Source organism: Micrococcus lacusdianchii (assembly GCF_023155805.1).
In the GTDB taxonomy this organism is placed as follows: domain Bacteria; phylum Actinomycetota; class Actinomycetes; order Actinomycetales; family Micrococcaceae; genus Micrococcus; species Micrococcus lacusdianchii.
This window is the reverse complement of sequence record NZ_JAKNUW010000002.1, coordinates 167,994-187,764: the sequence shown is the minus strand read 5'-3', so window position 1 is coordinate 187,764 and position 19,771 is coordinate 167,994. Positions and strand designations below refer to the sequence as shown.

The 19,771-nt window shown below is 70.5% G+C and carries 15 protein-coding genes; 11 read left to right on the top strand and 4 right to left on the bottom strand.

Features of this window, described 5'->3' with window-relative positions:
* Positions 1-303: 303 nt before the first annotated feature.
* Positions 304-1,692, bottom strand: coding sequence for an O-antigen ligase family protein (locus tag MA879_RS12510; RefSeq protein ID WP_248123019.1), 1,389 nt, complete (start codon positions 1,690-1,692; stop codon positions 304-306).
* A gap of 284 nt (positions 1,693-1,976) precedes the next feature.
* On the opposite strand from MA879_RS12510, the gene MA879_RS02195 reads away from it, so the two are divergent.
* Entirely contained in the window at positions 1,977-3,833 is a 1,857-nt protein-coding gene (locus MA879_RS02195; RefSeq protein WP_248123017.1) for a WecB/TagA/CpsF family glycosyltransferase, read from the top strand.
* A 32-nt stretch (positions 3,834-3,865) separates the two neighbouring features.
* Here the strand turns inward: MA879_RS02195 and MA879_RS02190 are convergent, their stop codons facing one another.
* Positions 3,866-5,083 carry a lipopolysaccharide biosynthesis protein gene (locus tag MA879_RS02190; RefSeq protein WP_248123012.1) on the bottom strand — a complete coding sequence of 406 codons (1,218 nt, stop codon included), beginning with the start codon at positions 5,081-5,083 and terminating at the stop codon, positions 3,866-3,868.
* Positions 5,065-6,318 carry a polysaccharide pyruvyl transferase family protein gene (locus tag MA879_RS02185; protein WP_248123011.1) on the bottom strand — a complete coding sequence of 418 codons (1,254 nt, stop codon included), beginning with the start codon at positions 6,316-6,318 and terminating at the stop codon, positions 5,065-5,067. Before MA879_RS02185 ends, MA879_RS02190 begins: the two co-directional genes overlap by 19 nt.
* 201 nt (positions 6,319-6,519) lie before the next feature.
* Here MA879_RS02185 and MA879_RS02180 point away from each other — a divergent pair, with 201 nt between their 5' ends.
* The 4 genes from MA879_RS02180 (at position 6,520) to MA879_RS02165 (ending at position 12,597) form a co-directional block, all read left to right on the top strand.
* Positions 6,520-8,202, top strand: coding sequence for a DUF885 domain-containing protein (locus tag MA879_RS02180; protein WP_248123009.1), 1,683 nt, complete (start codon positions 6,520-6,522; stop codon positions 8,200-8,202).
* Positions 8,199-8,894 carry a Maf family protein gene (locus MA879_RS02175; RefSeq protein WP_248123008.1) on the top strand — a complete coding sequence of 232 codons (696 nt, stop codon included), beginning with the start codon at positions 8,199-8,201 and terminating at the stop codon, positions 8,892-8,894. Before MA879_RS02180 ends, MA879_RS02175 begins: the two co-directional genes overlap by 4 nt.
* A gap of 162 nt (positions 8,895-9,056) precedes the next feature.
* Positions 9,057-10,922, top strand: coding sequence for an acetyl/propionyl/methylcrotonyl-CoA carboxylase subunit alpha (locus MA879_RS02170; RefSeq protein WP_248123006.1), 1,866 nt, complete (start codon positions 9,057-9,059; stop codon positions 10,920-10,922).
* A 265-nt stretch (positions 10,923-11,187) separates the two neighbouring features.
* Positions 11,188-12,597 carry an MFS transporter gene (locus tag MA879_RS02165; protein WP_248123004.1) on the top strand — a complete coding sequence of 470 codons (1,410 nt, stop codon included), beginning with the start codon at positions 11,188-11,190 and terminating at the stop codon, positions 12,595-12,597.
* A gap of 114 nt (positions 12,598-12,711) precedes the next feature.
* Here MA879_RS02165 and MA879_RS02160 read toward each other — a convergent pair whose 3' ends face one another.
* The gene (locus tag MA879_RS02160) at positions 12,712-14,148 is read right to left on the bottom strand and encodes an NAD(P)H-quinone dehydrogenase (protein ID WP_248123002.1); all 1,437 of its coding nucleotides are present in this window, start codon (positions 14,146-14,148) and stop codon (positions 12,712-12,714) included.
* 75 nt (positions 14,149-14,223) lie between these two features.
* On the opposite strand from MA879_RS02160, the gene MA879_RS02155 reads away from it, so the two are divergent.
* From MA879_RS02155 to MA879_RS02130, 6 genes are all read left to right on the top strand, one after another.
* Positions 14,224-15,060 carry a purine-nucleoside phosphorylase gene (locus MA879_RS02155; RefSeq protein ID WP_248123101.1) on the top strand — a complete coding sequence of 279 codons (837 nt, stop codon included), beginning with the start codon at positions 14,224-14,226 and terminating at the stop codon, positions 15,058-15,060.
* 93 nt (positions 15,061-15,153) lie between these two features.
* On the top strand, positions 15,154-16,872 hold the full coding sequence (locus MA879_RS02150) for a phospho-sugar mutase (RefSeq protein WP_248123001.1): 1,719 nt from the start codon (positions 15,154-15,156) through the stop codon (positions 16,870-16,872).
* Between the two features lie 42 nt (positions 16,873-16,914).
* Positions 16,915-17,613, top strand: a complete 699-nt coding sequence (deoC, locus tag MA879_RS02145; protein ID WP_248122999.1) for a deoxyribose-phosphate aldolase — start codon at positions 16,915-16,917, stop codon at positions 17,611-17,613.
* Positions 17,614-17,658: 45 nt separating this feature from the next.
* Entirely contained in the window at positions 17,659-17,952 is a 294-nt protein-coding gene (locus MA879_RS02140) for a hypothetical protein (protein WP_248122998.1), read from the top strand.
* A gap of 80 nt (positions 17,953-18,032) precedes the next feature.
* Positions 18,033-19,052, top strand: coding sequence for an acyltransferase family protein (locus tag MA879_RS02135; protein ID WP_335342026.1), 1,020 nt, complete (start codon positions 18,033-18,035; stop codon positions 19,050-19,052).
* Entirely contained in the window at positions 19,049-19,702 is a 654-nt protein-coding gene (locus MA879_RS02130; RefSeq protein ID WP_282447490.1) for an arsenate-mycothiol transferase ArsC, read from the top strand. Before MA879_RS02135 ends, MA879_RS02130 begins: the two co-directional genes overlap by 4 nt.
* Positions 19,703-19,771 lie beyond the last annotated feature (69 nt).

Genomic DNA, 19,771 nt, shown 5'->3' with positions numbered 1-19,771 from the left:
TACCTCCAAATCAAGTCGGTCAAGAGCGGACCTAAAGCCGGTTGCCCACGTCCGTCGACACCATCCTAGGTGCTCTAGGCCATAAGAATCCCGGCCCACTGCCGGACCACTTTGCACCGAAGGTCGTGGTCATGAATCATCACCGTCGCTCCCCTCTTGGGCAGCCCGCCGACTCCAGTGCTCCTCTGTCCCGGGGCTCCGGTTGGACGCAGTCCGATTACCTCCACCGGCTAGCGATGCGGCCGGTGACGCCGTCAGGCATCGGACCTAAGTTCAAAATATTATCCCGACGCATAGCAGGGGTCAGGCATGAGGCTGAATCCGCGGTCTAGACCCTGAATAATCTGGAGGACTATTCTGGAGCAGCGGACTGTAACGGTTGACCCCACTCGCTGGACCTCCATTCCCCGCACCGGCGACCCGCAATATCCCAATGAGTGTAAAGACAGGAACATAGACCTGAGGAACAGATAGGACGTTATCGAAGTATGCGTATATAGCTAGTGCAAAACCCATTGAGTACAACAGGACTCGCTCCGTGCGCTCCTGTCGCCTCGCGACTGCAGCAAACAGCCAAATAATCGCAACAACGATAGCTGCGGTTCCGACAAATCCAAAGTCAACAAGTAGCTGCAAGTAGGTATTATGCGGGGCGACGAAATACTCACGCACCAGGGCCACGTCGGACTCCTGAGACAGGGTCGCATGGGCCCCGGGGCCATACCCGAATACCGGCCTTTCCTGATGCGTCCGCCAGAAGTAGTCCCAAGCCAATTCTCGACCGGACAGACCACCTTGGTAGTCATCCTGGCCTTGCGTTCGAGCCATCACTCCCGGCAAAGCAGTGGCTAAGCCGGCGGTGAATAGCGCCAAGATGGCGAAACGGGTAATAAACGCGATCCTAGTTCGCGTACGCTTGGCAAACACAATAAGCGTAAGAACCACCAGCGATGCAACCAGTAAGGGGCCACGTGCCAGGGTGCTTGCCAGAACCAGGCCGTCAAGAACGAGCAACAGGATGCCCGGCCCCTTCCGGCGCAACCATAGCCACATTGCTGCAATCATGCCAAATCCAGCCAAAGATCCCAAATATGCAGCAGGGAGCCCACCAGCCAATCGACTGGTACCGATGGCATCCACGTCAGTTAGGTCCTTGATGCCGGCAATGTCCAACCCAAAGCCGACGAGAACGGCAAGGAGCGGTGCGACTGCAATCAGAACAGCTACAAACCGCGTCGGTATTTTTTTCCAATTGATGCATAAAAGAAGCCAAGGGACGGCATAGCCAACCGTCGAGCCCAACCAATCGATTAGAGATCGGTCTATCCTGTCAGGCAAAACAGCCCAAATTAAACCCCATAGTACAAATACGGAAACCGCTAATACCGCCGAAGGGGGAGGCCTGCGAAACCCCATGGCCATTCCAATACAGAGAATGCACCCTAACACCAGGGCGCTGAGCAGGGTCGAACCGCTGGCCACACCTGTAAGACTAGAAAGGGTTGCACCTCCCACCGACAGAGAAAGAAAGAGAAGCGAAGTAAGCGCGGCGCGCGTTGCTACATAAATCCCCATAAGGCCGAGAATCAAAATAAGTAAAAGGACAATCCTGGGCTCATGAACCGTCGCAATGCTGGAGACCGCCGCGCATGCGACAATGAGAGACAGCTCCCATAATCGAACTCGCTCCACGCCCCTCCTTAATTTACTCCGGGTCGAAAACAAAAATAATTTCGAATTATCGCCGCGATCGGCTTGCGCGGATATGGGAGCCCCTCACTTACACTGTGTGGTGTCACATGACCGCGCTGGTACAGTCGCGCAACCTGACATGCAGTCCACCCTACTGCAACCAGGTTTGACGTCCTCGGCCGTACGCGGCTGCGCGTGCCGTGCGCCGCGCGCCGTGCAGGATACGATGAGCGGGTTCTTCGCCGCGGATGAGGCGGCCGACGCACTTCAGCCTGAGGATTCTTATGCCGCTCCGCCTGCTTTTCATCACGACCTACAGTCCCCAGGCGCAGGATCTGGGCGGCGCGAGCTGGGTGGACCGCAGGATTCTGGCGAGACTCCGAGAGTCGTTCGATGTGACAGTCATGACCGTGGCGGATCCTGCATCGCAAGACGACCTCCCGCTTGAGGTCCGCAGTCACAAAGGGAAGCTGGCGGCTACGCTGACCCGGATGGTGCTGTTGGGCGAGCCGTACCAGGAGGCCAAGTTCGTCTGGAGCCCGAAGTCGGGGAGGGTGAGAGAGCGAATCCACGCGGCAGCCAAGTCGTTCGACCTGGTGGCCACAAGTCAGTTCCCTGCCCTGCTCCTCGCCGAGCGAGCCGGTCTGACTCCCGATATGCACTTCGCCCACAATGTCGACTGGGAGCTGTCGCGTCACCACGACCCTGCGTTGCTGCGCGTCCTGAGGAACTCGTCTCGGCTCCGGAGCGTCGAAGAGCGTCTGCTCTCGACTCCCCGGCGCGTCTACGCCCTCTCGAAGACCGACGTCGTGAGACTGCGCGAGTGGGGAATCTACGCGGAGCACCTGCCGCTCGCATCCCGAGGTGAACGGCGGGCTCGCTCGGAGACCCGGACGGTCGGTCTTCTTGGCAAGATGTCCTGGCCCCCGAACGCAGAGGCGGTCGATCAGCTCCTCACCTCCATCGTGCCCCGGGTCCGGGAAGCGTCTGGCCGTCCGGTCGGCGTCGTCCTCGCAGGCAGTGGCTCCGAGAAGTACGACGATCCGCGCAGCGGCGTCGTGGGAATGGGCCGTGTCGGCTCTCGGGACGAGTTCTACGATCGCGTGGGCGTGGTCGTCGTCCCCCGTTATGGATCCACTTCCGGTGTCAGCGTCAAGATGCTCGAGGCAATCGAGCACGGTGTCGAGGTCATCGTGCCATCGCAGCTGGCTGAGGACGCGGGCGTGCCGGTGGAGTGGGTGATCACGGCCGACACCCCGGACGAGATGGTCGCCGGGCTCACCGCCCGTCTGGCCGGCACGCGGCTGGCCAGGATGGGAGAGGTCCGCCAGGGGGCTCTGCAGCACACGGATGTGGAATGGCATGAGCCGAGGGCGGAGGCCAGCGAGCCGACCGTCCTTCCCCTGTCCTCCGCGATCCTGGATAACTTCGCACGGGATGACCTGGCAGAGCGCATCATCCCGAGCGACGCCCAGCTGTTGGACGTGGCGTTCGCGGGCGCGGGCCGAGTACAGACAGTGAATCTTCATCACCTCCACTTGCTGGGGCACAATCGGCGTTTCGCCGCGGCGATGCGCTCAGCTGCGCGTGTCACGGCTGATGGGTGGCCCGTCCAGGTGTTCTGCGAACGCGGCCTCGGCGTCGCGACCGCCCGCGTCACCGGGGCCACCTTTGTGGAGAACCTGGTCCACGACCCCCGCCTCCCCGGTCGTCGGATCGCCGTCATCGGTGGGTCACCCGACACCGTGGCGGCCTTCGCGGAGGCGATCCGGGCGCGTGGCGCGCAGGTGACCTATACGAACACGGGCCGTAAGAACGAGTGGGCCCCAGAGCGCATCGCCGGCGAGATCACGACAGCCGGGGGTGCAGACATCGTCCTCCTGGCTGTCACTCCTCCGTTCGGGGACATCTTCGGCATGGAGCTGGAGGCCCATCTGCCCGGCCCGTTCTACATCAACATCGGCGGGGGCTTGGCCATGTTCGTGGGAGAGACGTCCAGGGCGCACCCCCTCGTGCAGTCCGCCGGCCTGGAATGGGTACATCGCCTCCTGCAGAACCCGAGGCGTCTGGCCCGTCGCTACCTCATCGACTGTCCCCCCGTCCTGGTGTCCATGGGGCGGGCTTCGCGCCGCACCGGGTGAGCGTCTTCGATGTCCTTGCCGCTGGGCCAGCCTCAGGGGGTTGTGTCTTCGGGCTTCTTCGGGGACGAAACGAAGAGCGACACAGCTGACCATCCGGCCATCACGGCATAAGCCAGGGTGCAGGCGAGGGCCGCCCCTGCTGCACCGCCGGCTGCGAACAAGAAGAGAAGGAGGACATTCACGACCACAGCCGAGTAGGTGCTGACCGCACGCACTCGGTGATCGCCCTTCACGGTGAGAGCGCCATTCAGCTGGTAGCCCCAGCCCTTCAAGACGCCGGCGATGATCATCACGTAGGCCGCAGGAACTGCCGGAGCGAAGTCCGAGCCGAAGACCAGCGGCACCGCAAACCACATGACGGCGCTCGCCAGCAGGCCGATCCCCACCAGGACGGCCAGAGTGGACCAGGTCAGGCGCCTCAGCTTCGACCAGTCACTCGCGTACGGCGATGTGAACGTCGCGTCACGGAACGGCTTGGCGACGAGAGTGAACACCTCGGCGATGAGGATGCACACCGAGAAGTACCCCACCTCAGTGGGGCCGATCGCGGCCAGAGCGACGAGGGGGATGCCGTTCACCAGCAGGACTCCACCGCTGCCACCCAGGACGGTCCACCAGTCGAGTCTGCCCCCCAGGCCGGCCGTGCAGGGCCGGAAGGACGCAGCCTTCTGCGCCTGCCAACGTCGTACCCGTAGATATGCCAGTCCCACACACTGGGGCAGAACCAGGGTGACCAGGGCCACCGTGAGATCGAGCACGCCGAATGCGAAGGCCATCACCGTCAGAGCGAGACGAGAAGTGACGACCAGGAGCTTCTCCGCTGCCACCCCTCTCAGATCATCACGAGAGAGGGCGATGCCCCGCTCGGCCAGGGCCGCCGCGAACACGCCTCCTGCGATAAGACACAGACCCATGACGAGGACAGACGGAGAGACTGCCAAAGCCAAGTAGACCAGGCCGGCGCCGGAGAAGACCAGGGCGCTTCCCACGTTCAGATAGGCCAGTCTGAGCCGGTGACGTGCACTGAATGCCTGCCACCGAGTCGCGACGATGTCGCTGATACCGAGGCCGAACAGCGACGATGCCGTGAGGATGAGACTCTGCTCGACGGTGAACTCCCCACGGGCCGTCGGGCCCAGGGCCCGCGCCAACAAGGGCGCCGACAGCAAAGAGGCCGCCGGGACGAGGAGGGATGCGACAGCGTTCAGCAGATGATCGCGCCGTCCGATGGTCATGCGGTCCGCAGCCATGTGGGATCCGAGGAACGGAGTGCTTCAGCTCGGCCGCTCAGCCGTCGACGTTCGCGGTCCCAGTCCTGTGACACCACGCGACGGGCGAGGTCAACCGGGCGCTCCACGATCTCCGTCCACGGTGCAAGATGCTGCTCGGCCCCGTACCACGCGAACTGGCCGGTGAATTTGCCGACGTATTCCAGACCGAAGGTGGGCACTCCCTGACTCAGGGTTGCAACAGCAGGGTGCATGCGCGCCGTCACGCAGAGATCGGACTGTCCGAGCGCAGCCTTCGCAGACGCGGCAGTGGAGGGAATCGTCAACCGGACTGAGTCGTCCGCTTCGTGGAGATGGGTCCGGATGGCTTCGAGGAGGAGGTTGTCCCCCGGCTCATCCCGCACGTCGTGCGAGACGAGGGAGATGGCCCACCCTCGACTGATCGCTTCGCGGCAGAAAGCAGCGAATGCCTCCGCCAGCTCGGGGATGGAGCCCCCGAAGTGAGTAGCCAAGTGGGCATTGCCCACCACCGCCATGGTCGGCCGACCATGGCCGCGGCGCCACTGGGCGAGCCTCTCCGATTGTTCGGTAGCCCTGGGTCGCAGGAACATCGCGAGGTCAGGATACGAACTCGCCGTCATGCCTGTGGCTGCTCGAAAGTGCTCCGCTGAGACGTCGTCCCGAAGCGAGATGAAGACGCGCCGATCAAGACTTTGGAGAAGGGAGACGGCGCCCGCACGAGGCTCTTCGCGGAAGGAGAAATTGATGAGGGCCGCACGGAGGCCGGACCGCGCCGCCATATTCAGCAGAGAGACCCTCGTGGCAAGGCTTCTGAGTCCATAGACGCCGTCTGCGTAGTCCGCTCCCAGGACCCATACTTCCCCACCAGGGACCAGAGCCTCGACCGCCCCCTGGTCCATACCCAGTCGCCATGGGCCCACGAAGTCGTCCTCGGACATGACGTCGGGCAGGCCGGACCGATGCCACGGTGCGGGATCACCCGCGACCACCCCGAGCATCCGACGCCCATCCCGGGCGAGCAGGGCATCGGCGCCGAAGGCGAGCGCCTCATCTCCGAACGACCCGAAGGCGGCGGGAACGACGACGCTGACGGGGCCACGGGTGGAAGTCCCCTCGTTGTGGACGGCCTGACGGCGACGGTGCCAGTCGATGGACTGGGAAGCACGCACGACCGCGATGTCCACTGCCCGGCGTGCGACCGCGCTCCGGCCGATAATCTCCTTTGTCCAGCTCATACCTCGCCTGTCGACGTCGTGACCGAAGAATTCCTTGAGGATGGATGTCGTTCGTGGAACGTCATCGCCACCGATGAGCCTAGCCCCCCGGCCCCGGCGATTCGGAGGGGCCTCTCCGCCGTGCCGCGGATGGCCGCCTGAGCAGGCCTGGGACATGGCACCACACCCAAGCGGCAGTCGAAACCACCTAGAGTTTGTGACATGACCCAGACCACACCCGCGCCCGCCGGAGCCCGCACCCCCACCGCCATCGACGCCCTGGCCGAGCGCCACGTCGCCGAGCTGCTCCGTCTGCGTCCCGAGGAGGCCACCGCCATGGGCTTCGCAGGCGGGGAGACCGAATACGGCGACTTCTCCCCCGCCGGGCTCCGCGCCCTGGACGAGCTCAACTCCCGCACCCTGGCCGAGCTGGACGGCCTCGAGCCCGAGGACGAGGCGGACCGCGTCACCGTCGCGGCCCTGCGCGAGCGGCTGGGCCTCGAGCGGGAGATCCACGCCACCGGGCGCGTGGAGCTGAACAACATCGCCTCCCCCGCCCAGGGCATCCGCTCGGTCCTCGACCTGATGCCTACGGACACGGCACAGCAGTGGGAGCACATCGCCGGCCGGCTGGAGAACCTGCCCGCGGCCCTGGCCGGCTACACCGAGTCCCTGCTCGCCGCCCGCGACGCCGGGCACGTGGCCGCCGTGCGTCAGGTGGACATCGTGGTGGAGCAGGCGGAGGCGCACGGGGCTCCCGGCGGGTTCTTCCCCGGGCTCGTGGAGCGGGCCTGCGCGGCAGAGGCCGTGACCCCCGCGCTGGCCGCGCGCATCCGGGCGGGCGCCGAGGCCGGCGCGCAGGCCTACCGGGACTTCGCCGCCACGCTGCGCAAGGAGCTGCGCCCGCACGCCCCGCAGGAGGACGCCGTCGGGATCGAGGCCTACCGCCTGGCCTCCCGCGTGTTCCTGGGCGCCGAGGTGGACCTCGAGGAGACGTACCGCTGGGGCCAGGAGGAGCTGGCCCGGATCATTGCGGCTCAGGAGGCGGACGCGGAGCGGATCCGGCCCGGCGCCACGATCGAGGAGGCCCGCGCGCTCCTCGACGCGGACCCGGCCCGGAGGCTGAAGGGCACGCAGGCGCTGCGGGAGTGGATGCAGGGGCTCTCCGACCAGGCGCTGGAGGCCATGAAGGAGCACTTCGAGATCCCTGCCCCCATGGACCGGGTGGAGTGCATGATCGCCCCCACCCAGGAGGGAGGCATCTACTACACCGGCCCCTCCGAGGACTTCTCCCGCCCGGGCCGCATGTGGTGGTCCGTGCCGGCGGGCGAGGACGAGTTCACCACGTGGGCCGAGACCACCACGGTGTACCACGAGGGCGTTCCCGGCCATCACCTGCAGATCGCCACGGCCATGCTGGCCCGGGACGAGCTGAACCTGTGGCGCCGCAGCTTCTGCTGGACCTCCGGCCACGGCGAGGGCTGGGCGCTCTACGCCGAGCGGCTGATGGACGAGTTCGGCTTCCTCGAGGACGCCGGGGACCACCTGGGCATGCTGGACATGCAGCGCATGCGCGCGGCCCGCGTGGTGTTCGACATCGGCTACCACTGCAGCTTCGACATGCCCGCCTCGGAGGGCGGCGGCGCGTGGACCCCGGAGCGGGGCTACGACTTCCTCTCGAAGCACCTGATCCTCTCCGAGGGCCAGCGCCGGTTCGAGTTCACCCGCTACCTCGGCTGGCCGGGCCAGGCGCCGGCGTACAAGGTGGGCCAGCGGATCTGGGAGCAGATCCGGGCCGAGCGCGAGGCGCGCGAGGGCGAGGACTTCGACCTCAAGGCCTTCCACACACGCGCGCTCCGTCTGGGATCGATGGGCCTGGACACCCTGCGCGAGGCGCTCGCATGACCCCTGCCGACGACGGCGCCCGCCCCTGCCTCGGACGCCTCGCCCTGGTGCTCGGCTCGGCCTCGCCGGGCCGCGCCGAGATCCTGCGGCGCGCCCGCCTCCCCTTCCGCGTCCTGGTGTCCGACGTGGACGAAGAAGCCCTGGGGGCGGCGCGCCCCGAGGCGACCCCGGGCGAACTGGCCCTGCTGCTGGCCCAGGCCAAGGGCCTGAACGTGGCCGAGCGGGCGGCCGCGGAGGGCGTGGACGGCCCCACCCTGGTGGTCGGCTGCGACTCCGTGTTCGAGCTGGACGGCGTGGCCCACGGCAAGCCGTACGAGCCCGAGGTGGCCCTCGAGCGCTGGCGCGCCCAGGCCGGGCGCACCGGCCGGCTCCACACGGGCCAGTGGGCGGGGCTGCTCATGCCCGGCGACGAGGGCGCGGTGCCGCACGCGGAGACGTCCACCTGCGTGGGCGCGGACGTGCGCTTCGCCGACGTGGACGAGGACACCGTGCGCGCCTACGTGGCCACCGGGGAGCCCCTGCTGTGCGCCGGGGCGTTCACGATCGACGGTGCCGGCGCGGCGCTCGTGGAGTGGGTGGACGGGGACCCGAACGCGGTGATCGGGCTGTCCGTGGCGGTGCTGCGCGTGCAGTGCGCGGAGCTGGGGCTGCGGTTCGCCGACTTGTGGGATACCTCCAACCTGGTCGCGTGAGCATCGCCGAACCCCGTGAATGCCTGTGCGGGGGTCCACCACCGCAGTACAGTGCAGAGGAGCATCGGTGCCGTGCGGGCGGCCCGTCCCCCGTCGGCCGAACGGCGCGATGGGCGGGCCCCGGCGGCCGCCCCCCGCCCCCCTCTTCAGGAGCCCCGACCCATGAGCATCAGCAGCGGCCCCCAGGCCACCCCCGCCTCCACCGACGGGGCGGCCCGGCGCTTCTCCCGGGTGCTGATCGCCAACCGCGGCGAGATCGCCGTGCGCGTGGTGCGGGCCTGCCAGGATGAGGGCCTGACCTCCGTGGCCGTGTACGCCGAGCCGGACCGGGACGCGCTGCACGTGAAGCTCGCGGATGAGGCCGTGGCCCTCGGCGGGCAGACTGCCGCGGACTCCTACCTGGTGATGGAGAAGATCCTCGACGCCGCCGAGCGCTCCGGCGCGGACGCCGTGCACCCGGGCTACGGCTTCCTGTCCGAGAACGCGGACTTCGCCCGCGCCGTGGAGGCGGCCGGCCTGGTGTGGATCGGCCCGCCGCCGGAGGCGATCGACGCCCTCGGGGACAAGGTCTCCGCCCGCCGCATCGCGGCCGAGGTCGGCGCCCCGCTGGCCCCCGGCACCACGTCCCCCGTCAACGGCACGGACGAGGTCGTGGCCTTCGCGGACGAGTTCGGCCTGCCCGTGGCCATCAAGGCCGCCTACGGCGGCGGCGGCCGCGGCATCAAGGTCGCCCGCACCCGCGAGGAGATCCCCGAGCTGTACGAGTCGGCGGTGCGTGAGGCCGTCGCCGCATTCGGCCGCGGCGAGTGCTTCGTGGAGCGGTTCCTGGACCGCCCCCGCCATGTGGAGACCCAGTGCCTCGCGGACGCCCACGGCGACGTCGTCGTCGTGTCCACGCGTGACTGCTCCCTGCAGCGCCGCAACCAGAAGCTCGTGGAGGAGGCCCCCGCCCCCTTCCTGACGGACGAGCAGAACGCGCGCCTGGTCGAGTCCTCGAGGGCCCTCCTGAAGGCCGCCGGCTACGTGGGCGCCGGCACCTGCGAGTTCCTCGTGGGCCAGGACGGCACGCTGTCCTTCCTCGAGGTCAACACCCGCCTCCAGGTGGAGCACCCGGTGACCGAGGAGGTCACGGGCATCGACCTGGTGCGCGAGCAGTTCCGGCTCGCGCGCGGCGAGGCCCTCGGCTACGGGGACCCCGAGGTGCGCGGCCACTCGTTCGAGTTCCGTCTCAACGGGGAGGATCCGGGCCGGAACTTCCTGCCCGCCCCCGGCACCCTGACCATGTTCCGGATGCCCTCGGGCCCCGGCGTCCGCGTGGACGCCGGCGTGGTGGAGGGTGAGACCGTCTCCGGCGCGTTCGACTCCATGGTGGCCAAGCTGATCGTCACCGGCGCCACCCGCCGCCAGGCCCTGCAGCGCGCGGCCCGTGCGCTCGCGGAGGCCGAGATCGCCGGCATGCCCACCGTGCTGCCGTTCCACCGTGCCGTGGTGGCCGACCCGGCGTTCGCCCCCGAGCTGCAGGACTCCGAGGAGCCGTTCTCGGTGCACACCCGCTGGATCGAGACCGAGTTCGCCCATGAGATCGCCCCGACCCCGGTGACCCCGGCCGATCCGGCGGCGCGCGAGCCACGGCACACCGTGACCGTCGAGGTCAACGGCAAGCGGGTGGACGTCACCCTGCCCACGTGGGGCGCGGCCATGCATCAGCTCCAGGGTGCAGCCGCGCGGGCCGGCGCGGGCCGGCGTCGTCCCCGTGGCGGGCGGAGGGCCGGCGCCGCTCCGGCCGCCGCAAGCACGGACGCACTCACTGCACCCATGCAGGGCACCGTGGTGAAGGTGGCCGCGCAGAACGGCGAGAACGTGGCCGAAGGCGACCTGATCGTGGTCATGGAGGCCATGAAGATGGAGCAGCCGCTCACGGCCCACAAGGCGGGCGTGATCTCGGGACTGTCCGTGGAGCCGGGCGAGACCGTCTCGGCGGGCGCCGTGATCGCCAGGATCGCGGACGCGGAGGCGTCGAAGGACTGAGCCCCGGAGGCCCAGCGCCCCGGAACACAACGCCCCGGCGACGTTCCAGCGGTCCTGCACCGCTGGAACGTCGCCGGGGCGCTGTCCTGCCCGGATCCCCGCGCGCACGGGTCGGTGGGGAACACCCCTCGTCCTTCTCACATCGTGGACGCCTGGAGACGACGAGACCCCCCTCACCGGCAACGCTCCTACACTGGCGGTCGCTCTGTCTCACATCGTGGTCGCATCCGGCGCCTGCGGTGTCCACTCGCCCCCAGGAGGTCGCATGTCCCACTCCCCCTCCGCCTCTCCCGCGGCGGCCTCCTCTGCCGGAGACGTGCCCCGCTTCCGCGTGATCGTGGCCTCGCTGATCGGCACCTCGATCGAGTTCTACGACTTCTACATCTACGCCACGGCCGCCGTCTCGGTGTTCCCGCTGATCTTCTTCGCGGGCGGTGACGACAACACGGCCCTGCTGGCCTCCATGGCCACCTTCGGCGCGGCGTTCGTCGCCCGGCCGCTGGGCGCCGTCGTCTTCGGCCACCTGGGCGATCGCGTGGGCCGCAAGACCACGCTCATCGGCTCGCTGCTGACCATGGGCATCGCGACGTTCCTCATCGGCCTGCTGCCCACGTACTTCCAGATCGGCCTGTGGGCGCCGGCCATGCTGACGCTGCTGCGCTTCTTCCAGGGCCTGGGGCTCGGCGGCGAGTGGTCCGGCGCCGCCCTCCTGGCCACCGAGTACGCCAAGGACGGCAAGCGCGCGCAGGCGGCCATGTGGCCGCAGCTCGGCGCGCCGATCGGCTTCCTGCTGGCCAACGGCCTGTTCCTCACGCTCGTGCTCGGCTTCGACCACGACTCCACGAGCCCGGTGCTCGACGGCCCGTTCCTCACGTGGGTGTGGCGCCTGCCGTTCCTGCTCTCGATCGTGATGGTGGCCGTGGGCCTCTACGTCCGCGTCAAGCTCGAGGAGACCCCGGTCTTCCAGCGCGCCCTCGACCGTGACCAGCGCGTGAAGGCGCCGCTGGGCGAGGTGTTCCGCCGCAACTGGTGGGAGCTGATCCTGGGCACCTTCGTCATGTACGCCACCTACGTGCTCTTCTACCTGATGACCACGTGGATCCTCTCCTACGCGATCGGCAAGCCGGCCAACGGCTTCCTGGGCGTCCCCTACGCCGAGTTCCTCGTGCTGCAGCTGGTCGGCATCCTGTTCTTCGCGGCGTTCGTGCCGGTCTCCGGCCTGCTGGCGGACCGCTTCGGCCGCCGCCCCACCCTGATCGTGATCTCGGTGCTCATGGTGCTGTTCGGCCTCTCGTTCGGCCTGTGGCTCTCGCCGGAGAACATGGGCGTGGGCGCGGAGCTGAACGTGCCGCTGATGCTGGCGTTCCTGGCCACGGGCATGACGCTCATGGGCCTGACCTTCGGGCCGATGTCCGCGGTGCTGCCCGAGCTGTTCCCCACGAACACGCGCTACACCGGCTCCGGCATCGCCTACAACGTGTCCTCGATCCTCGGCGCCGCGCTGACCCCGTTCATCGCCGCCTGGCTGGTGCAGGAGTTCGACGTCTCCTACGTCGGCTACTACCTGGCCGCCGCGTCGGCGATCACCGTCATCGCACTGGCGCTCTCCCCCGAGACCCGACACACGGACCTCGACACCGTCACCTCGGCCCGCGAGCGCCGCGCCGCGCGCTGACCCCGGCCGGCCACCGCCCGGGCCCCCGCCCGCACTTTCGAACGTGACATCGGGGGAATGGACGCTTTCGGTCGTGAGATAGGCCCTATCTCACGACCGAAAGTCGTCTCTGGGTCAGAGACGCACGTGCAGCCGGCGGGCGGCCTCGGCGATCGACCCGGACATGGACGGGTAGACGGTGAAGGTGTCCGCGAGGTCGTCCACGTGGAGCTTGTGGGTCACCGCCAGGGCCACCGCGTAGATCAGCTCGGAGGCGCGGGGGGCCACCACCACGCCGCCGATCACGGTGCCGGAGCCCTGACGGGCGAAGATCTTCACGAAGCCCTCCTTCACGCCCTGCATCTTGGCGCGCGGGTTGGTGGCGAAGTCCAGCCGGATGACGTCCGCCTGGTAGCGGCCGGAGTCCACCTGCTCCTGGGTGACTCCCACGGTGGCGATCTCCGGGGAGGTGAAGATGTTGGAGGCCAGCAGGTGCGGGCGCAGCGGCTTGAGGGCATCACCGAGCAGGTGGGCGACGGCGATGCGCCCCTGCATGGCAGCCACGGAGGCCAGGGCGAGCTGGCCGGTGCAGTCGCCGGCCGCGTAGATGCTGGGCACGGTGGTGCGGGAGACGCCGTCCACCTTGACATGGCCGGAGTCGGTCAGCTCGACGCCGGCCTCCTCCAGGCCCAGGCCGGTGGTGTTGGGCACGCCGCCCACGGCCACGAGGGCGTGCGAGCCGTCGATGTAGGCACGGTCGGCGGCGCCGTCGCCGGACAGGTGCACGCGCACGCCGTCCTCGGTGCGCTCCACGGACTCGGCGCGGCACCGGGCGGCCACGTCCAGGCCGTTCTTCTGGAAGACGTGCTCGAGAAGCTCTGCGGCGTCGGCGTCCTCGCCCGGAAGCACGTGGTCCCGCGAGGACACCAGGGTCACCTGCGCCCCCAGGCGGTTGTATGCCGAGGCGAACTCGGCGCCGGTGACGCCGGAGCCCACCACGATCAGGTGCTCGGGCAGCTCCTGGAGAGCGTAGACCTGCTTCCAGTTGAAGATGCGCTCGCCGTCCGGCCGGGCGGAGGGCAGCTCGCGGGGACTGGCGCCCACGGCCAAGAGAATGGCGTCCGAGGTGATGGTCTCGGGCTCGGCACCCTCGGCGTCGTCGTGGGAGCGGACGGCCACGGTGTGGGGGCCGGTCACGGTGGCCTCGCCGAGGATCACGCGCACGCCGCGCCTCTCGAGGGCGCGGTGGATGTCCCGGGACTGCTGGCCGGCGATCTCGAGGATCCGGCGGTCCACCTCTGCCATGGAGGCCTTCGGCTCGGCGCCGCCGAGGTCCACGCCGAGGTCGCGGGCCAGGTCCACGCGGCGCATGGAGTCGGCGGTGGCGATCAGGGTCTTGGAGGGCACCACGTCCGTCAGGACGGCGGCACCGCCCAGGCCCTTGCGCTCGATCACGGTCACCGAGGCGCCGAGCTTCGCGGCCACCATGGCGGCCTCGTAGCCTCCGGGGCCGCCGCCGATGATGGTCAGGGACGGGAGGAAGGTGGTGTTCTCGTCAGTCACACCCCCCATTGTGTCGGCTGGGCGCGCGAAGTCCCAGCGGCGCCGCACGCCTACACTGACGGCGTGAACGAACAGAGCACCTCCATGGCCGTGTCCGATGCCGACTCCTCGCCCCTGCGCGGGGACCACCCCGGATTCGCCGAGGCCCGCGCCGCCGCCGCGGTGGTCGCGGAGGCCACGGGCGTGGCGGAGCACCGGATCGCCGTCGTCCTGGGCTCCGGCTGGGGCGAGGCGGCCGAGCTGATCGGCACCGAGCGGGCCCGCGTGGATTTGGCGGACGTGCCGGGCTTCCACGCCCCGAAGGTCCCCGGCCACAACGCCGTCATCCGCTCCGTGGAGCTGCCGGACGACACGCGCGCCCTGGTGTTCGGCTCCCGCACCCACTTCTACGAGTCCCGGGACGCCCAGGCCGTGGCGCACACGGTCCGCACCGCCGCCGCGGCGGGCGCGCGCACCGTGGTGCTGACCAACGGCTGCGGCGGGCTGGACCCGGAGATCGCCCCGGGCACCCCCGTGCTGATCGCCGACCACCTCAACCTCACCGGCGCGACTCCCCTGGTCGGTGCCACGTTCGTGGACCTCACGGACCTGTACTCCCCGCGCATCCGGGACATCGCCCGCGAGATCGACCCCTCCCTCACCGAGGGCCTGTACGTGCAGTTCTCCGGCCCGCAGTACGAGACGCCCGCCGAGGTGCGCATGGCCAAGGCCCTCGGCGGCGACCTGGTGGGCATGTCCACCGCCCTGGACGCGATCGCCGCCCGCCACGCCGGCCTCGAGGTGTTCGGGATGTCCCTGGTGACCAACCACGGCGCCGGCATCCAGGAGACGCCGCTGTCCCACCAGGAGGTCGTGGAGGCCGGGCAGGCCGCCGGACCCCGCATCTCCCGCCTCCTCGCGGACGTCATCGCCCGCCTCTGACCACGGCTGACGACGCCGACGGGCACCCCGCACGACGTCGCCGCCGCCCCGCCGCCCCCTCCCCGCGTCCGCCCCCGTCCCAGGAGCAGTCCCATGAGCCCGACCCTCGCCCTCGACCCGCAGGTGCTGGACCTCGCGCGGCGGTGGTCCCGCGAGGACCCGGACCCCGCCCACCGCGCCGTGCTGGAGGCGGAGCTGGCCGCCGCCGGCGGCGAGGGCCCGGCGGCGGAGGCGGCCCGCGCGTCGGTGGCGTCCCGGTTCGCCGGCCCGCTGGCGTTCGGCACGGCCGGGCTGCGCGCGGAGGAGGGGCCCGGCGAGTCCCGCATGAACCGGCTCGTGGTGCGCCGCACCGCCGCCGGCCTGGGCCGGCACCTGTGGACGGAGCTAAGGGCGGACGCCGCCGCCCCGCTCGTGGCGGTGGGCTACGACGCCCGCCGCGGCTCCGCCGACTTCGCCCGGGACACCGCCGCCGTGCTCACCGCCGCGGGCGCGCAGGTCGTGCTCCTGCCCCGCCCGCTGCCCACGCCCGTGCTGGCCTTCGCGGTGCGCCACCTGCACGCGGACGCCGGCGTCATGGTGACCGCGTCCCACAACCCGCCCACGGACAACGGCTACAAGGTCTACCTCGGCGGCCGGATGACGGACGAGGCCGGGCGCGGCGCGCAGATCGTCTCCCCCGCGGACGCGCAGATCGCCGCGCAGATCCGCCACGACGACTGGACCGCGGACATCCCGATGGCCGAGGCCGGCTGGGAGACCGCCGGTGAGGACCTCGTGGACGCCTACCGCGAGGCGGCGCTGTCCGTGCTCGACGACGAGGCGGACCCCGCCCGCGACCTGCGGATCGTCTACACCCCCCTGCACGGGGTGGGCGGGGAGGTCCTGCCGGGGCTGCTCGCCGCGGCCGGCTTCACGGACGTGCACGTGGTCCCCGAGCAGGCCGAGCCGGACCCGGCGTTCCCCACGGTGGCCTTCCCCAACCCGGAGGAGCCCGGGGCGATCGACCTCGCCCTCGCCCTCGCCGCGGAGGTCCGCGCGGACCTGGTGATCGCCAACGACCCCGACGCCGACCGCCTCGCCCTGGCCGTGCCCGTCCCCTCCCCCGACGACGCCGCCGCGCCCGCCTGGCGCATGCTCTCCGGGGACGCGGTGGGCACGCTGCTGGGCGCGCACCTGCTGCCGCGGCTGGCCGCGCAGGGCCGCTCCGCGGCCAACTCCGTGGTCTCCGCCCCGCAGCTGGCGGCGCTGGCGGAGGCGGCCGGCGTCGAGCACCACCTCACACTCACCGGCTTCAAGTGGATCTCCCGCGCCCCGCACCTGGGCTTCGGCTACGAGGAGGCCCTGGGCTACTGCGTGGCGCCGGACCTGGTGCGGGACAAGGACGGGATCACCGCGGCCCTGGTCGCCGCGGAGCTCGCCGCGCGCCTGGCCGCGCAGGGCCGCACCCTGCTGGACGCCCTCGCGGACGCGGACGCCGTCACGGGCGCCATGCCCAGCGCGCAGGTGGCCGTGCGCGTGGCGGACCTGTCGATCATCACGGACACCATGGCGGCGCTGCGGGCCGCCGGCCCGGCCACCCTGGCCGGGGAGCCGGTGACCGTGCGCCGGGACCTGGCCGCCGGCTCCGCCGCGCTGCCGGCCACGGACGCGCTGCTGTTCGCCACGGACTCCGGCACCCGCGTGCTGGTCCGGCCCTCCGGCACCGAGCCCAAGCTCAAGTGCTACCTGGGCACCCGGGACGCGGACCCGGCCGTGGCCGCCGAGCGCCTGGCGCGCCTGGAGGCGGAGGTGGCCGCGCTCGTCGCCGGCTGAGACCGGGGCCCCGACGCCGCCCGGCCCACTAGGCTGGAGCGCATGACCGACTCCGCACCGCAGCCCTCCACCGCCGAGCTCGCCCGGTACATCGACCACACCCTCCTCAAGCCGGAGGCCTCCCGCGAGGACATCCTCAAGGTCGTCGCCGAGGCGCGCGAGGCACACGTCAAGAGCGTGTGCGTGAACCCCCGCTGGGTGCGCGAGGTGCACGCGGCCCTGGAGGGCTCGGACGTGCTGACCTGCACCGTGATCGGCTTCCCGCTCGGGGCGAGCTCCTCGGCCGTGAAGGCGTTCGAGACCACCCAGGCCATCGCGGACGGGGCGGACGAGGTGGACATGGTCATCGACGTCGCCGCGGCCCGCGCCGGGGACCGCGCCCGCCTCGAGGAGGACATCGACGCCGTGGTCCAGGCCGCGCACGCCTCGGGCCCGGCCGGCGAGGGCGGCGCCCTGGTCAAGGTGATCGTGGAGACGGCGCTGCTGGACGACAACGCGATCGTCCTGGCCTGCGAGGCGGCCGTCGCCGCCGGGGCCGACTTCGTGAAGACCTCCACCGGCTTCTCCACCGCCGGCGCCACCGCCGAGCACGTGGCCCTGATGCGCGCCACGGTGGGCCCGGAGATCGGCGTGAAGGCCTCCGGCGGGGTGCGCAGCCGGCAGGACGCGCTGACCATGATCCAGGCCGGCGCCACCCGCATCGGCGCCAGCTCCGCCCTTGCTATCCTGGGAGACGACTGACGCCGGCTCGCACCGCCGGACGCTTCCCGCACAGAGGAGATTGACGTGATCCGCAACGGCAAGGCCATCGACCACTCGAACCACGGCGGCGTGTGGGGCTCCCTGATCGCCTGGCTGGTGGCCTTCGGGTCCCTCGTGGGCGCGATCTACGCCATGGGCTGGTGGACCTTCGACAACGTGTGGCTCCCCGGTCTGATCGCCCTGGCGCTCGCCACGCTGGCCATGGCCCTCCCGAAGGCCGTCCTGGGCCGCAGCGACACCGTGGACACCGTGGCCATCCACACCCAGCACCCCGTCGAGGTGGGCTCCTCTCACGCGGCCGGTCGCCTGCACCACTGAGCGTCTCGACAGCCCCGCGCCCCGCGGGCGCACCGCGGCCGAGCGCCGCACGGCGAAGGGCGTCCACTCGCAACACCGGAGTGGACGCCCTTCGTCTGGTGTCCATCGCCGCCGTGGTGCTGGGCCACGCCTACCTCGCGGACCTGGCGTTCAGCCGGTACCTCGAGATCTGGCGGATGCCGCTGTTCTTCTTCCTCACCGGTTGGTTCTGGACCCGGCGCCGCCCCGTCCTCCCGGACGTGCGCGCCCGCTTCCGCGCCCTGATGGTCCCCTACCTCCTGTGGTCCGTGCTGATGAGCGCGGTGGTGCTGCAGTGGAACCGGCGGGACCAGCTCGACGGCGAGCACCTGCGCGCCCTGCTCCTCTCGGGCTGGTACGGCGGCGCGGACCAGCCCCCGCCGTGGTGGGCGTTCTGGTTCATCTCCGTGCTGTTCGTCGTCACCGTGCTGCGGCGCCTGCTGGAGCGCCTGCCCTCCTGGATCGCGTGGGCCGTGGCCCTGACGGGCCTGGTGCTCGCCCACGTGATCCCCGAGTCCGGGCTGGCCCGCACACCGCTCGGCGTGGGCCTGGCCCTGCCCTGCCTCCTCTACGTCCTCTGCGGGGAGGCCTTCCGCCGACACGTGGTGCCCCGCCTGCGCCGCCACCGGGCGGCGTTGGGCACCACGCTGGTCCTGGCGGGTCTGCTGGCCGTGCGTCTGGGCCTGCCCCCGCACAACATCAAGTTCGGCGGGTTCGGCACGTTCCTGCTCACCCCCGTGGTGGGGGTGGTGATGTCCGCGGGCATGGTGCTGGTGTTCGGGGCGTTCGTGGAGCGCCAGCTGCGCACGCTGGCCCGGCGCACCGGCACGGGACACGCCCTCCGCTCGGGCATCACCGCCCTGACCCGCACCGGCACCGTGGTGGTGCTCCTCCACGGCCTCGTGCTCATGGAGCTCATGCGCCTGGGCGTGGAGGACGACCTGGTGAAGTTCACGGTGGCCCTCGGCCTGAGCTGGGCCGTGGGCCTGGCCCTGCTGGCCACCCCACTGTCCCGTCCGCTGGCGGGCGTGCCGCAGCAGTGGTTCCCCCTCAGCCCGCCCCTCGCAGGAGACCGTCCATGACCTGGTTCTCACGTCCCCCGATCCGCTCCCCGTTCGCCGCCGGCCCGTCCATGGCCGCTGCGCCCGAGGACGGCGTGTTCCGGATCCTCACGGTGTGCACGGGCAACATCTGCCGCTCAGCGTGGGCGCATCATGTGCTGCAGACCCGGCTGGACGACTCGGTGGGGCCCGGCCGGGTGGAGGTCTCCAGCGCCGGGGTCGCTCCGAACCAGGCTCTGCGTGTCCCGCAGGAGCTGCTGGACCTGGCGCCGGACGAGGAGCTGCGGGCGCGACTGGCCGCGCACCGGCCGCGTCCGCTCAGCGCCCGGAGCCTGAGCGGGCAGAACCTCGTGCTGGCGGCGACGGGTGCGCACCTGGACGCGGTGTTCCGCGAGGCCCCCGCGCTGCTGCACCGCTCGGCCACCCTGCTGGACGCCGGCGCCCTTCTCAGCGGAGCCGACGTCGCCCCGAGCGGGGGCGCCTCCGCCGTGAAGGATGCTCTGCGGGCGGGCCGCGCCGCAGGGCGTGGCCTCCCCCGGGCCGAGGCGGACCTCCCGGACCCGTTCCGCGGCCCGGCGGAGGGGTACGGGCACATGGTGCAGGCGCTCGAGCCCGCTCTCTCGGCGGTGGTCGCCACGCTGGTGCGGGCGATCGACGCACCGGGCGCCTGACGGCGGAACCCCGCAGGCGGTCGGGACTCCCGCCCCGTCAGCCGACATGGACTCCCCGGCCCGAGGCCC

Excerpts from the sequence above, each read along its gene's own strand:
- MA879_RS02195 (WP_248123017.1), top strand. The coding sequence starts at position 1,977 with ATGCCGCTCCGCCTGCTTTTCATCACGACCTACAGTCCCCAGGCGCAG.
- MA879_RS02190 (WP_248123012.1), bottom strand. The coding sequence starts at position 5,083 with ATGGCTGCGGACCGCATGACCATCGGACGGCGCGATCATCTGCTGAAC.
- MA879_RS02185 (WP_248123011.1), bottom strand. The coding sequence starts at position 6,318 with ATGAGCTGGACAAAGGAGATTATCGGCCGGAGCGCGGTCGCACGCCGG.
- MA879_RS02180 (WP_248123009.1), top strand. The coding sequence starts at position 6,520 with ATGACCCAGACCACACCCGCGCCCGCCGGAGCCCGCACCCCCACCGCC.
- MA879_RS02175 (WP_248123008.1), top strand. The coding sequence starts at position 8,199 with ATGACCCCTGCCGACGACGGCGCCCGCCCCTGCCTCGGACGCCTCGCC.
- MA879_RS02170 (WP_248123006.1), top strand. The coding sequence starts at position 9,057 with ATGAGCATCAGCAGCGGCCCCCAGGCCACCCCCGCCTCCACCGACGGG.
- MA879_RS02165 (WP_248123004.1), top strand. The coding sequence starts at position 11,188 with ATGTCCCACTCCCCCTCCGCCTCTCCCGCGGCGGCCTCCTCTGCCGGA.
- MA879_RS02160 (WP_248123002.1), bottom strand. The coding sequence starts at position 14,148 with ATGGGGGGTGTGACTGACGAGAACACCACCTTCCTCCCGTCCCTGACC.
- MA879_RS02155 (WP_248123101.1), top strand. The coding sequence starts at position 14,224 with ATGGCCGTGTCCGATGCCGACTCCTCGCCCCTGCGCGGGGACCACCCC.
- MA879_RS02150 (WP_248123001.1), top strand. The coding sequence starts at position 15,154 with ATGAGCCCGACCCTCGCCCTCGACCCGCAGGTGCTGGACCTCGCGCGG.
- deoC (WP_248122999.1), top strand. The coding sequence starts at position 16,915 with ATGACCGACTCCGCACCGCAGCCCTCCACCGCCGAGCTCGCCCGGTAC.
- MA879_RS02130 (WP_282447490.1), top strand. The coding sequence starts at position 19,049 with ATGACCTGGTTCTCACGTCCCCCGATCCGCTCCCCGTTCGCCGCCGGC.